This window comes from Citrobacter sp. Cpo030, assembly GCF_030333005.1.
GTDB lineage: Bacteria > Pseudomonadota > Gammaproteobacteria > Enterobacterales > Enterobacteriaceae > Citrobacter > Citrobacter portucalensis.
The window spans coordinates 58,837-73,056 of sequence record NZ_JAOWGT010000043.1 but is presented as its reverse complement, the minus strand read 5'-3'; the positions used below and the strand labels follow the sequence as shown (position 1 = coordinate 73,056).

Here is a 14,220-nt window from a genome sequence, read left to right as displayed (position 1 = left end):
ACATCAACGCCACAATCCTCAAACTCAACGCAGTACCATCAACAGTGCCAGCACAACGACGGCGCCGATGCTCATTGATGCGACATACCAGCGCAGATAACCGTTCTCGCTCAACAGCAGGCCTTTACCTGCAAAGCGGGAAAGGATCGCCGGAATGTTCATCATTGAGTTGAGCGGATCGCGTTTCAGCAACCAGGCAACACCCAGGAATGGCTTGACGAACACGTTGTCGTACAGCCAGTCGAAGCCCCAGGCGTTATACCACCAGGTACCCAGCAGGCGGCCCGGCGCACTGTTCGCAATCGATGTCACCAGCGTGCGTTTACCCAGCCACAGCCATGCTGCGATCAGGATGCCCGCAATCGCTACGATACCGGAGGTAATTTCCAGCGTCATGACGCGACCATGCTCAAGCTCGGTCGTCGCAGGCAGTACACCCTGCAGCGGCGGCACAATCAGCGCGCCAACGAAGGTGGACAGGATCATCAGCACAATCAGCGGCAGATGATGGGTAATCCCCTTCCCTGCGTGAGCGTGAATTTGTTCTTTACCGTGGAACACGATGAAAATCATACGGAAGGTATACAGAGAGGTCATGAACGCACCAACCAGACCTGCAACCATCAGATTAATATGACCATTCGCCATTGCACCGGCCAGAATCTCATCCTTACTGAAGAAGCCAGCGGTAATCAGCGGCAGAGCTGACAGCGCCGCGCCACCGATCAGGAAGCAGAGATACACCAGCGGAATTGACTTACGCAGACCGCCCATCTTGAAGATGTTCTGTTCGTGGTGGCAAGCCAGGATAACCGAGCCGGATGCCAGGAACAGCAGCGCTTTAAAGAAGGCGTGCGTCATCAGGTGGAAAATCGCCGCATCCCACGCCTGTACGCCGAGAGCCAGGAACATATAACCAATCTGGCTCATGGTGGAGTACGCAAGAACGCGTTTGATGTCGGTCTGTACCAGCGCAGCAAAACCCGCCAGCACCAGAGTGATAGCACCGATAATCCCCACCAGGTGCAGGATTTCAGGCGTCATCAGGAACAGGCCGTGCGTACGAGCTATCAGGTAGACACCAGCGGTAACCATCGTCGCGGCGTGGATCAACGCGGAGACAGGCGTCGGGCCGGCCATCGCATCAGCAAGCCAGGTCTGCAACGGCAGCTGTGCAGATTTACCGACCGCACCGCCCAGCAGCATCAGGGTTGCCCACATCAGCATGTTGTTACCGTCTGCAAAGTGCGCAGGCGCCAGTTCCACCATTTCGCGGAAGTTCAGCGTGCCCAGCTCGTTGTAGAGGATGAACAGCGCGAACGCCAGGAATACGTCACCAACGCGGGTTACCACGAAGGCTTTCATTGCCGCAGCGCCATTCTTCGGATCGGTGTAGTAGAAACCAATCAGCAGATAGGAGCACAGGCCCACGCCTTCCCAGCCGAGGTACATCAGCAGCAGGTTATCCGCCAGTACCAGAACCACCATGCTGGCGATAAACAGGTTGGTGTAGGCGAAGAAACGAGAATAGCCCTCTTCTCCGCGCATATACCAGGAAGCGAACATGTGGATCAGGAAACCAACGCCGGTCACCACGGAGAGCATGGTCAGCGACAGGCCGTCCAGCACCAGGTTAAAACCGATGTTGAAGTCACCGACTGACATCCACGTCCACAGCGGCTGGCTGTAAGCCTGCTGACCATTGGCAAAGAAATCAACGCCAACAAACGCAGTCACCAGCGCGGCCAGGCCGATCGAACCGACACCCACGGTAGCGGACAGATTTTCTGACCAACGACCACGAGAAAACGCCAGTAATACAAAGCCAATAAATGGCAGAATAATGGTTAAGGCAAGCATGTTCATCCACGCATCTCACTTACTGAATCGATGTTCAGGTTCTGGCGACGGCGATGAAGTTGCAGCAACAGCGCAAGCCCAATGCTCGCTTCGGCAGCCGCAAGGCTGATGGCGAGAATATACATCACCTGACCATCGGTCTGGCCCCAGTAGCTTCCGGCGACCACAAAGGCCAGCGCGGAGGCGTTAATCATGATTTCCAGCCCGATCAGCATAAACAGCAGATTGCGGCGGATAACCAGACCGGTTAAGCCCAGCACGAATAAGATCGCAGCGAGGATCAGTCCATGTTGTAAGGGGATCATGCGTGCTCCTCCGTTTTTCTTTTCGCGCGGTCATCGGTGCGATTGCTCAGCACTTCACCAGAACGCTCTTCGCGCCCCACGTGGAAGGCAACAACCAGACCCGCCAGCAGCAGCATCGAAGCCAGTTCAACCGCCAGTACATACGGTCCGAACAGGGAAATACCGACCGCTTTCGCGCTAATTGGCGTACCGTCGATGCCCTGATCGTTAACGCCCAGAATGGCGTAAACAATAACCACCAGCATGATGGCCGACAGAATCGCCGGACCAATCCACACCTGCGGCTTCAGCCACTGACGTTCCTGTTCAATTTCAGAACCACCAAGGTTGAGCATCATCACCACGAATACGAACAGCACCATGATGGCACCCGCGTAGACGATAATTTCCAGCGCACCGGCAAAGTAAGCGCCTAACGAGAAGAACACCCCAGAAATCGCCAGCAGCGAAATAATCAGGTACAGCAACGCGTGTACCGGATTGGTGTGGGTGATCACCCGCAAGGTTGCGAGAATGGCTATCAGGCCACAGATATAAAAAGCGAACTCCATTGCCCCTCTCCTTACGGTAACAGGCTCTTGACGTCGATAGGCTTAGCTTCGTTCTCTGCTTCGCCCTTATCTTTGCCGTCGATTGCCATACCTGCCATCCGGTAGAAGTTATATTCCGGGTATTTGCCCGGACCGGAGATCAGCAGATCCTCTTTCTCGTAAACCAGGTCCTGGCGCTTGTACTCACCCAGCTCGAAATCTGGAGTCAGCTGAATAGCCGTTGTCGGACAGGCTTCTTCGCACAGACCGCAGAAAATGCAGCGTGAGAAGTTAATGCGGAAAAACTCCGGATACCAGCGACCGTCTTTGGTCTCTGCTTTTTGCAGAGAGATACAGCCTACCGGACACGCTACCGCACACAGGTTACAGGCAACGCAGCGCTCTTCACCGTCTGGATCACGAGTCAGAACGATACGACCACGAAAACGGGGCGGTAGATAGACCGGCTCTTCCGGATACATCTGCGTTTCGCGTTTCGCGAACGCATGCAGGCCGATCATCCAGATACTGCGTACCTGGGTGCCGAAACCTACGAACAATTCTTTTAAGGTCATGGTCTTTGTGTCCCTTATTGCGCCTGCCAGAGAATGACAGCCGCCGTTACCAGCAAGTTGACGAGCGTCAGCGGCAGACAGACTTTCCAGCCGAAGGACATTACCTGGTCATAACGAGGACGCGGTAACGACGCACGAATCAAAATGAACATCATCATGAAGAACGCGGTTTTCAGCGCGAACCAGACGAATGGCGGTAAGAACGGGCCATGCCAGCCACCGAAGAACAGGGTAACCATTAGTGCAGAAATGGTGACAATACCGATGTACTCACCCACGAAGAACAGACCGAATTTCATACCGGAATATTCAATGTGGTAACCGTCGGCCAGTTCCTGCTCGGCTTCTGGCTGGTCAAACGGGTGACGGTGACACACCGCCACGCCCGCGATGGCAAAGGTGACAAAACCAAAGAACTGCGGAATAACGTTCCAGATATCAGCCTGGTTGTTAACGATGTCGGTCATGTTAAATGAACCGGCCTGCGCCACCACGCCCATCAGGGAAAGTCCGAGGAACACTTCGTAGCTCAGCGTCTGCGCAGACGCACGCATCGCACCGAGCAGGGAGTATTTGTTGTTACTGGACCAGCCGGCGAACAGCACCGCGTATACCGCGAGGCCCGCCATCATCAGGAAGAACAGGATCCCGATATTCAGGTCGGCAACCACCCAGTTCGGACTCACCGGCACGATGGCGAAAGCCAGCAGCAGCGAGGTGAAGGCGATCATCGGTGCCAGGGTAAAGATGACGCGATCCGAGAATTTCGGGATCCAGTCTTCTTTAAAGAACATCTTGATCATGTCCGCAACCAGCTGGAGCGAACCGCCCCAGCCAACACGGTTCGGTCCGTAACGGTTCTGGAACAGACCCAGCAGACGACGTTCGCCAAAGCTCATGAATGCCCCGCAGGTGACCACCACCAGCAGGATCACGACCGCTTTGAGAATGCTCAGCAGGATCTCAATCAGATCGGGTGTAATCCAACTCATTGTTGTGCCTCCTGCAGATCCTCAAGACGCGCACCAGCCAAAACCGGCGCGATGCCAGGCATACCCATCGGCAAACCAACCTGCCCTGCCGTTAATCCTTCGGCTATTTCAACCGGCAATGTAACCGTGTTGCCATCGTAGCTGAAAGAAACGCGCGTACCGGCATTAACACCCAACTTCGCGGCATCAGCCGGGTTGAGTTTGATGTACGGCTGCGGCATACGGGTCTGGAAGACCGGCGCACGCTGGGACATTTCGTCACTACCAAACAGATGGTAGTACGGCGCGATACGCCACTGACCATCCTGAGCCTGGAAACTTGCCGGAACGGTAGTGAAGTAATCCATACCATCCGCAGAAGCTTCGATCAGGCGCACGCCCGGATCGCCATGACGCAGTTTACCGCCCACTTCATCCTGGAACTTGTTCCACGCCTGTGGGGAGTTCCAGCCTGGAGCCCAGGCAAACGGAATTTGTGAACGCGGCGCAGACGGTTGGTTGTTCCCTTCCATAGAGAAGGCGAACATCGTGTCTTTGTCCTGCGGCTGGCGCGGTTCGTGTACGCTGATGTTGGCGCGCATTGCGGTACGACCACTGTAGCGGTGCGGTTCACGAGCCAGTTTCTGTCCACGGATACGGAAGGTTGCGTCCGGCGCGGCATCTTTGATACCCGCCAACTGCGGCAGCTTCTCAACGACCGCGTCGATAACGTGGTCGAGCTGCGTCCAGTCCACTTCACGGCTCTGCACGGTGCTGTGCAGCGAATGCAGCCAGCGCCAGCTTTCCAGCATGATGGTTTTGCTGTCGTAGTAGGACGGATCATAAACCTGGAAGAAACGCTGAGCGCGACCTTCGTTGTTAATCACCGTACCATCGCTTTCGGCGAAGCTTGCGGCGGAAAGCACCAGATGAGCGTTTTCCATAATTGCCGTACGCTGATGGTCAATGACCAGTACCAGCGGTGCTTTCGCCAGCGCAGCGTTCACACGCGTTGCTGAAGCATGGCGATGCAGGTCATTTTCCAGTACCACAACGGCGTCAGCACGACCTGTTTCCAGCTCGGTCAGCGCATCGTCAAGGGAACCACCGCCAATCATACCCAGGCCCATGCTGTTAACAGAGCGAGCAATCATGGTGATGCCGACGTCTGCGCCACGGCCTTTCAGCGCCTTCGCTACGTTGGCAGCCGCCTGAATCACTTCGGCGCTACCGGCGTTGGTGCCGGAAATAATCAGTGGTTTCTTCGCCCCGGCCAGTGCCTGAACGATAACGTCAACTTTGTTCTGCAGGTCACGGTCGATACCGTCAACCGCCGGTGCGTTGTTATCCAGCGCATGAGCGATAGCGAAACCTAAGCGCGCCTGATCTTCAACCGGTGCACGGTAGGTCCATGCGGCGATGTCATCCAGACGGGTGTTATCGACGTTGGTCACGAACAGCGGATGCTTAGCACGCTGGCCGATGTTAAGGATTGCTGCGATCTGCCAGTCAGCCACTTTCTGTGCCGCCGCCATTTCACGCGCTTTACCTTTCACCGCCTGACGCACTGCCAGCGCAACGCGTGCGCCGGTCTGGGTGACATCTTCGCCCAGCACCAGAACCGCATCATAAGATTCGATTTCGCGCAGTGCCGGAGTATGAATCCCGCCGTCACGCAGTACGCTCAGCGCCAGTTGCAAACGTTCCTGCTCGCCCTGGGCAATACCGGTATAGAAGTTATCCGCACCGACCAGTTCACGCAGCGCGAAGTTACTTTCAACGCTGGCACGCGGGGAGCCGATACCAATCACTTTCTTCGACTGACGCAGAATATCTGCCGCGCCCTGCATCGCCTGCTCGGCGTTCAGCGTGATCAGGTCATCGCCACGACGCTGTACCGGCTGACGCGGACGGTCTTTCAGGTTCACGTAACCATAGCCAAAACGACCACGGTCGCAGAGGAAATAGTGGTTAACGGTACCGTTATAACGGTTTTCGATACGACGCAGTTCACCGTAGCGCTCGCCCGGGCTGGTGTTACAGCCGATGGAACACTGCTGGCAGATGCTCGGCGCAAACTGCATGTCCCATTTACGGTTATAACGCTCGGAGTGCGTTTTATCGGTGAAGACGCCGGTCGGGCAAATTTCGACCAGGTTACCGGAGAATTCGCTTTCAAGCGTACCGTCTTCCGGACGACCGAAGTAGACGTTGTCATGTGCGCCATAGACGCCCAGATCCGCGCCATCGGCGTAATCTTTGTAGTAACGTACGCAGCGATAGCAGGCGATGCAGCGGTTCATTTCGTGAGAGATGAACGGCCCCAGGTCCTGATTACGGTGAGTACGCTTCGTGAAGCGGTAGCGACGGAAGCTGTGACCAGTCATGACGGTCATATCCTGCAGGTGGCAGTTACCGCCCTCTTCACAGACCGGACAGTCGTGCGGGTGGTTAGTCATCAACCACTCCACGACGCTTTCGCGGAACTGCTTCGCTTCTTCGTCATCAATAGAAATAAAGGTGCCTTCGGTGGCCGGTGTCATACAAGACATCACCAGGCGACCACGCGTGTCTTCCGCGTTTTGATATTGCTTCACCGCACACTGGCGGCAAGCACCGACGCTTCCCAGCGCCGGGTGCCAGCAAAAGTACGGAATATCAAGGCCGAGAGACAGACAAGCTTCCAGCAGGTTGTCCGCTCCGTTGACCTCATATTCTTTGCCGTCTACATGAATCGTAGCCATAGTCAGCATGCTTCCAGTTGGCTCGGTCAGTGACCAAGCGTTAATCGAATTTCTTTTCCGCTTTATCCTTCAAGCTGCCTCGGCGTTGGCTTCCCTCATTCACCCCAGTCACTTACTTTAGTAAGCTCAGGGGTTCTCTCGGTTGCCGCCTTGACGCATCTTGAATGCTTTCGCGTAAAACGTTTACCAGCGCTCTTTCAGCAGGTTCGGCTGAATACCACCAATCGTATGAGTATTGCTGAAGGTCTGCTTGATGCCAGCTTCGAATTCTTCGCGGAAATATTTAATGGCGCTCTGCAGCGGTTCCACTGCACCCGGTGCGTGTGCACAGAAGGTTTTACCCGGGCCGAGGAAACGACACAGTTGCTCAAGTGTCTCGATATCCCCAGGCTGGCCTTCGCCACGCTCCAGCGCGCGCAGAATTTTCACACTCCACGGCAGACCGTCACGGCACGGCGTACACCAGCCGCAGGACTCGCGGGCAAAGAACTCTTCGAGGTTACGCACCAGAGGAACCATGCCAATCTCGTGATCGACGGCCATTGCCAGCGCGGTGCCCAGACGGCTACCTGCTTTACCAATGCTTTCGAATTCCATCGGCAGATCGAGATGTGCTTCAGTCAGGAAGTCAGTCCCCGCGCCGCCTGGCTGCCAGGCTTTGAACTTCAGGCCATCACGCATGCCGCCCGCGTAATCTTCGAGGATCTCACGCGCGGTAGTGCCGAAAGGCAGTTCCCACAGGCCAGGATTCTTCACGCGACCAGAGAAGCCCATCAGCTTGGTGCCCGCGTCTTTGCTCTTCGAAATGTTCTGGTACCACTCCACGCCGTTCGCGAGGATAGCCGGTACGTTACACAGGGTTTCGACGTTGTTTACGCAGGTCGGTTTGCCCCATGCGCCAGAGCTTGCCGGGAACGGCGGCTTGGAACGTGGGTTAGCACGGCGACCTTCGAGGGAGTTGATCAGCGCGGTTTCTTCACCGCAGATGTAACGCCCTGCCCCGGTGTGGACAAACAGTTCGAAGTCGAAACCGGTGCCCATGATGTTTTTGCCAAGCAGACCGGCTTCGGTCGCTTCGGCGATCGCGCGACGCAGATGCACGGCTGCTTCGATATATTCACCGCGCAGGAAGATGTAACCACGGTACGCTTTCAGCGCAAACGCGGAAATCAGCATGCCTTCCACCAGCAGGTGCGGCAGCTGTTCCATCAGCAGACGGTCTTTATAGGTGCCCGGCTCCATTTCATCGGCGTTACACAGCAGGTAACGGATGTTCATGGATTCGTCTTTCGGCATCAGGCTCCACTTCAGACCGGTGGAAAAGCCCGCGCCGCCGCGCCCTTTCAGGCCAGCGTCTTTTACCTGATTAACGATTTCGTCCGGTGACAGCCCGGTCAGGGCCTTACGCGCACCTTCGTAGCCGTTCTTGCTACGGTATTCGTCCAGCCAGACCGGCTGTTTGTCATCACGCAGACGCCAGGTCAGCGGATGGGTTTCGGGAGTACGGATAATGTCTTTCATTTATACCGCTCCAGTAGTTCGGGAATGCCTTCCGGGGTCAGGTGAGCGTGAGTATCCTCATCGATCATCATATTTGGCCCTTTATCGCAGTTCCCCAGGCAACAGGTCGGCAGCAGCGTAAAGCGACCATCAAAGGTCGTCTGCCCCGGCTTGATGTTGAGTTTTTTCTCAAGCGCGGCCTGAATCCCCTGGTAGCCGTTGATATGGCACACCACGCTGTCGCAATAGCGGATCACGTGGCGACCTACCGGCTGGCGGAAGATCTGGCTGTAGAACGTGGCAACACCTTCTACATCGCTTGCCGGAATACCCAGCACATCAGCGATCGCGTAGATCGCCCCATCCGGCACCCAGCCACGCTGTTTCTGAACGATTTTCAGCGCTTCAATGGACGCCGCACGCGGGTCTTCGTAGTGGTGCTTTTCGTGCTCAATCGCTTCACGCTCAGCCGCACTCAGCTCAAAAGCCTCGGTTTGTGGTTGTTGATTCTCGTGCATAATTAGCGGTCCACATCTGACATAACAAAATCGATACTACCCAGATGGACGATTAAGTCGGACACCAGGCTGCCACGTACCGCTACCGGGATCTGCTGCAGATGCGCATAGCTCGGGGTACGGATACGGGTACGGTAACTCATGGTGCTACCATCGCTGGTCAGGTAGTAACTGTTGATACCCTTGGTCGCTTCCACCATCTGGAAGGACTCGTTCGCCGGCATAACCGGGCCCCACGAAACCTGCAGGAAGTGGGTGATAAGGGTTTCGATATGTTGCAGCGTGCGCTCTTTCGGCGGCGGCGTCGTCAGCGGGTGATCCGCTTTGAACGGGCCTTCCGGCATGTTATTGAGGCACTGCTCAAGGATGCGCAGACTCTGGCGCAGCTCTTCAACTTTCAGCATCACGCGGGTATAGCAGTCGGACACACCGCCGCCAACCGGGACTTCAAAGTCAAAGTTTTCGTAGCCAGAGTACGGACGCGCTTTACGCACGTCGAAATCAATACCGGTCGCGCGCAGCGCAGCACCGGTACAACCCCAGTCCAGCGCTTCTTTCTTACCGTAAGCGGCAACGCCCTGCGAACGGCCTTTCAGAATGGTGTTACGCAGTGCGGCTTTCTCGTAAGAATCCAGACGTTTTGGCATCCAGTCGAGGAAGTCACGCAGCAGCTTGTCCCAACCGCGCGGCAGATCGTGTGCCACACCGCCGATACGGAACCAGGCCGGGTGCATACGGAAACCGGTGATCGCTTCCACCACGTCATAGATTTTCTGACGGTCGGTAAAGGCGAAGAATACCGGGGTCATCGCGCCGACGTCCTGAATGAACGTGGAGATGTACAGCAGGTGGCTGTTGATACGGAACAGTTCGGACAACATCACGCGAATCACGTTGACGCGATCCGGCGTGGTGATACCAGCCAGCTTCTCAACGGCCAGTACGTAAGGCATTTCGTTTACGCAGCCGCCGAGGTACTCAATACGGTCGGTGTACGGAATGTAGCTGTGCCAGGACTGACGTTCACCCATCTTTTCAGCGCCACGGTGGTGGTAGCCGATGTCAGGTACGCAGTCGACGATTTCTTCGCCATCAAGCTGCAGCACAATACGGAAAGCACCGTGAGAAGACGGGTGGTTAGGACCGAGGTTGAGGAACATGAAGTCCTCGTTTTCGGTACTACGCTTCATACCCCAATCTTCAGGTTTGAATGTCAGCGCTTCCATTTCCAGATCCTGTTTGGCTTTAGTCAGTTCAAACGGATCAAATTCGGTCGCACGCGCCGGGTAGTCTTTACGCAGCGGGTGACCTTCCCAGGTATGCGGCATCAGCAGACGCGTCAGGTGCGGGTGACCTTCGATATCGATGCCAAACATTTCCCAGGTTTCACGCTCGTACCAGTTGGCGTTCGGGAACAGTTTGGTGAAAGTCGGTACGCGCAGATCGTTTTCAGACAAAGCCACCTTGAGCATGATATCGCGATTGCGTTCAATGGAAATCAGGTGATAGAAAACGGAAAAATCCGCGGCAGGTAACCCTTCGCGGTGCGTACGCAGACGTTCGTCCATGCCGTGTAAGTCAAACAGCATGACGTAAGGTTTCGGCAGTCTCTTTAAGAAATCGCCAACTTCCAGTAATTGTTCACGCTTGACCCAAACAACGGGTACCCCGGTGCGAGTCGCCTGAACGGTAAAGGCATCCGGCCCAAAACGGTTGCGCAGTTCGCCAATGACCGGGTCATCAAGGTGATCCCGTGTTTGCCATACAGCGTCTTGCGCGGTTAAGTCGGTCATATTGTTCACCATTGCAAATGGTCCGTGGTGGTCGGCAGTGCTTCGCGCTATTTATGTAGTGATAAGCGAAGGAAGTGCTGCTGCCGACAGGCGCAAATTAAATCTCGTCTGGTGTACGAAGATTCGTTACAGCAATACGTTCGCCGCGTTTACGCTCGCGTTCTGACTGCATATTGGCGCGATAAACGCCCTGATCGCCAACCACCCAGGAGAGCGGACGGCGTTCTTTGCCAATGGAATCTTGCAGCAGCATCAGAGCCTGCATATACGCTTCTGGGCGCGGCGGACATCCCGGGATGTACACATCGACCGGAATAAATTTATCAACGCCCTGCACCACAGAATAGATGTCGTACATACCGCCGGAGTTGGCGCATGCGCCCATGGAAATAACCCATTTCGGTTCCAGCATCTGATCGTAGAGGCGCTGAATAACCGGCGCCATTTTGGTAAAGCAGGTCCCGGCTACGACCATCAGGTCAGCCTGACGCGGCGATGCACGCAGTACTTCCGCACCAAAACGAGCCACATCGTGCACGGCGGTAAACGAGGTCACCATCTCAACGTAGCAGCAGGAAAGGCCAAAGTTATATGGCCAAATTGAGTTTTTACGGCCCCAGTTAACCATGTCATGCAGTTTGCCCATGAACACGTTTTTGTTAACTTCTTGTTCCAGGGGGTCGGTTACGATCTCCTGTTTTTGCAGGGGGTAACGGTCGTTCTCACCGTTAGGATCTATGCGGGTGAGCGTATAATCCATCTTAATGATGCCTCGCGGTTAGCGTTGACGATTAGCGATACTGTTCGTTTCCGGGTTCATACGCTCGCGGCGTGAACGCGCGGGCGTCCAGTCCAGCGCGCCAATACGCACCAGATAAACCAGACCTGCCAGTAACACAAAAATAAAAATTGCAGCTTCCACAAAGCCAATCCAACCGCTTTCACGGATAGAAGTTGACCATGCGAACAGATACAGCGCTTCAACGTCGAAGATAACGAAGAACATGGCTACCAGATAAAACTTGGCAGACAGGCGCAGGCGGGCGGTGCCGACCGAGTCGATACCTGATTCAAACGGCACGTTTTTAGATCTCGCGCGTGCGCGACCCCCTAAAAACCAGCCGCCGACGAGCATCAGGCAGCACAGGCCAATGGCAACGATAAGAAAGATAGCGAATGCCCAGTGATGAGCGATGATTTCAGTGGATGTTGACATACTCATTGCTTACTCATCAAAAGTAGCGCCAAATTCTCTGCTCTTTTCGGCAGATGAACGCCACATCGATTCATGGGGAGGAATAAAAAAAACCTTACAATCACTGTGAAAAATCATTTTATACAGCTAATTGATGGGGTTTTTTACTCCTTTCTATAACCTTTTGTCAACTTTAACAAAAGTTTCCTCACATTATTTTACACTGTTCCAACTTCATTAACATAAAGTGCTCTTTAGACCCATTTCGATTGCATCATCGGTCATTTTTAATGTTGTTGAATCGTGTCCGTAGTGAAGTAAAAAAGATAATACACGTCTATTTTGACAGGAATTCACCCAGATGCCTCCCCCTAAATGGGAGTATTTTCTTGATCTGTGACACGCTTTTGTTAATTCACCATAAAAAACAGCAACAATTTCTCTAGTTTTTTAACATGGAAACATTTAGCAACTCAGCTGATTATTTTTCACCCGATTGTCGGGCTGTTTTTTTACCTGCTGATTTTGTTAAGTTTTAGTATATGAATGAACAGAAAGCAGTAATATTTGCATAAAAAAAGAGCCGCTGGATGTTTTTTCATCATCAGTGGCCCTTTTTTACACTTACATTTTAAAACGTTTTTTTGTGACGCTTTACTCAAAGTCGCCTTCAACAATCAGCGAATCATCTCCCCCTTCAGGGGTAAACTGATTGTATTGCCAAGGATTTTGATAGGTCTGCATCGACTTAAAGATAACCTGAGCTAATTCATTTTGCGTGGCCGGATCGCTGCACAACAGATACTCGGTATCAGGCAGAGGTGGCAATCCGTCCGCCGCACCCAGTACGCGTAAATCCGGGCTCATCATTTCTACAGGACGCGCAGTAACGCCAAGCCCTGCTTTTACCGCCGCGCGGACCGCAGGCAATGTTGAAGCGACATAGGCCAGACGCCACGGGATCTGTGCGGCATTTAACGTCGCCAGCACGATATCGCGAAACGGGCTGGGATCGTCCAGCAGAACTAAAGGCACCGGCTCACCTTTTTGCAGGATATATTCGGCTGCGCAATACCAGCGCGTCGGTGAAGTCCGCAAATTCAGGCATTCAAAATCGCCAGGGCGATTCGTGGTGACCACTAAATCTACTTCTTGCGATTTAAGCATCTCCACCATATAGGCATTGCGTTTCACTCTTACATCAAGCGCAAGTTTCGGATAAACCGAACTAATGCGGTTCAGCAGAAATGGGAGTATGGTGTCCGCGGATTCATCAGAAGCACCGATAGTTAACACCCCCTGAAGATTGTTAAACATCAATGATGAGCATGCCTCATCATTAAATCGCAGTATTTTCCTGGCGTAACCCAACAGCTGGATACCATGTTCGGTCAGCAGTTTGTTGCGTCCATGGCGCGCGAACAACTCTTTCCCCACAAGTTGTTCAAGACGCTGCATTTGCTGACTTACCGCAGACTGAGTTCGACATACCGCAGCTGCCGCAGCCGCAAAGGTATTCAGGTCGGCAACAGCAACAAAGGTTCTCAGCAGATCGAGGTCGAGGTTAATTATCGGACGATTTGCATTTATCATAGTTTTTCACTTACTCGCGGGTCATACCGGGTTAATGCTGTGCATTCAGAATCAAACAACTCCATTTGTAATGTGCCTCCCTTCAGTTTCGCTTAGTGTAACCAAGTGAAAATAAGGATGTATTTGGTTTAACAAACGAAACAATTCTCTTTCTGAGCTATTTTAATACCCGTGATATTCATCGGAATATAGCAACGAGAAAGAGCCGTATTTTTAGCTGCTGGATGATTCTGACTAATGGGAAACATGTAAATTTTGTAAATTTAAAAAATAGTTAATGAACAATAATTTACACATTAAAAACTAACTTTTCAGGATGTTAGGAACAACCAACAAACATTTGAATTATCGTAAAATTCGTACTACACACCATTTCATAGGAGTTATCTTAACCTAAAACCACTATATTTATAAGTGTTATCGCGAATAATTCCGGGCAAATTGGTGTTATGTCAGTGCAACGGTTTTCGTATTATTGGCCCACTCAATTTGATGTCGTTTAAATAATAAATAATAATTAATTAAGAATCTCTCAATTCATTAATTATGCTTAACAATGGATTCACACCGCATCACGCAGGGATCAGACCGATAACAGATTTCGCAGGCAAAACCTCAGTATTTTCGAAATACGCC

Annotated in this window: 12 protein-coding genes; all 12 read right to left on the bottom strand. The window is 53.3% G+C overall.

Translation table 11 applies throughout. From position 1 onward, the window contains the following. Positions 1-24: 24 nt before the first annotated feature. The 12 genes from nuoL to lrhA all read right to left on the bottom strand — a co-directional run bounded on the left by nuoL (position 25) and on the right by lrhA (position 13,584). Positions 25-1,866, bottom strand: coding sequence for an NADH-quinone oxidoreductase subunit L (gene nuoL / locus OGY37_RS02825; RefSeq protein ID WP_286620023.1), 1,842 nt, complete (start codon positions 1,864-1,866; stop codon positions 25-27). Further along, entirely contained in the window at positions 1,863-2,165 is a 303-nt protein-coding gene (nuoK, locus tag OGY37_RS02820) for an NADH-quinone oxidoreductase subunit NuoK (protein ID WP_000612644.1), read from the bottom strand. The genes nuoL and nuoK overlap by 4 nt, the downstream gene beginning before the upstream one ends. Beyond that, on the bottom strand, positions 2,162-2,716 hold the full coding sequence (gene nuoJ / locus OGY37_RS02815) for an NADH-quinone oxidoreductase subunit J (protein WP_003028059.1): 555 nt from the start codon (positions 2,714-2,716) through the stop codon (positions 2,162-2,164). Before nuoJ ends, nuoK begins: the two co-directional genes overlap by 4 nt. A gap of 11 nt (positions 2,717-2,727) precedes the next feature. Further along, entirely contained in the window at positions 2,728-3,270 is a 543-nt protein-coding gene (gene nuoI, locus OGY37_RS02810) for an NADH-quinone oxidoreductase subunit NuoI (protein ID WP_003028062.1), read from the bottom strand. 14 nt (positions 3,271-3,284) lie between these two features. Beyond that, complete coding sequence (gene nuoH, locus OGY37_RS02805; RefSeq protein ID WP_003028063.1) at positions 3,285-4,262, bottom strand: NADH-quinone oxidoreductase subunit NuoH; 978 nt, start codon at positions 4,260-4,262, stop codon at positions 3,285-3,287. Beyond that, a complete protein-coding gene (nuoG, locus tag OGY37_RS02800; RefSeq protein ID WP_286620021.1) occupies positions 4,259-6,985 on the bottom strand; it encodes an NADH-quinone oxidoreductase subunit NuoG in 2,727 nt (908 codons plus the stop codon). Before nuoG ends, nuoH begins: the two co-directional genes overlap by 4 nt. A gap of 183 nt (positions 6,986-7,168) precedes the next feature. Then, positions 7,169-8,506: an NADH-quinone oxidoreductase subunit NuoF gene (gene nuoF, locus OGY37_RS02795; RefSeq protein ID WP_286620019.1), complete on the bottom strand. Its 1,338-nt coding sequence runs from the start codon at positions 8,504-8,506 to the stop codon at positions 7,169-7,171. After that, positions 8,503-9,003 carry an NADH-quinone oxidoreductase subunit NuoE gene (gene nuoE, locus OGY37_RS02790; protein ID WP_003028069.1) on the bottom strand — a complete coding sequence of 167 codons (501 nt, stop codon included), beginning with the start codon at positions 9,001-9,003 and terminating at the stop codon, positions 8,503-8,505. The genes nuoF and nuoE overlap by 4 nt, the downstream gene beginning before the upstream one ends. A gap of 2 nt (positions 9,004-9,005) precedes the next feature. Further along, the gene (nuoC, locus tag OGY37_RS02785) at positions 9,006-10,808 is read right to left on the bottom strand and encodes an NADH-quinone oxidoreductase subunit C/D (RefSeq protein WP_003834757.1); all 1,803 of its coding nucleotides are present in this window, start codon (positions 10,806-10,808) and stop codon (positions 9,006-9,008) included. Positions 10,809-10,893: 85 nt separating this feature from the next. Then, positions 10,894-11,556, bottom strand: coding sequence for an NADH-quinone oxidoreductase subunit NuoB (gene nuoB, locus OGY37_RS02780; protein WP_003028075.1), 663 nt, complete (start codon positions 11,554-11,556; stop codon positions 10,894-10,896). Positions 11,557-11,574: 18 nt separating this feature from the next. Further along, complete coding sequence (gene nuoA / locus OGY37_RS02775) at positions 11,575-12,018, bottom strand: NADH-quinone oxidoreductase subunit NuoA (RefSeq protein WP_003028077.1); 444 nt, start codon at positions 12,016-12,018, stop codon at positions 11,575-11,577. Between the two features lie 627 nt (positions 12,019-12,645). After that, positions 12,646-13,584 (bottom strand): transcriptional regulator LrhA, encoded by a 939-nt coding sequence (lrhA, locus tag OGY37_RS02770; RefSeq protein WP_286620018.1) that lies wholly within the window; start codon positions 13,582-13,584, stop codon positions 12,646-12,648. Between the last annotated feature and the right edge of the window lie 636 nt (positions 13,585-14,220).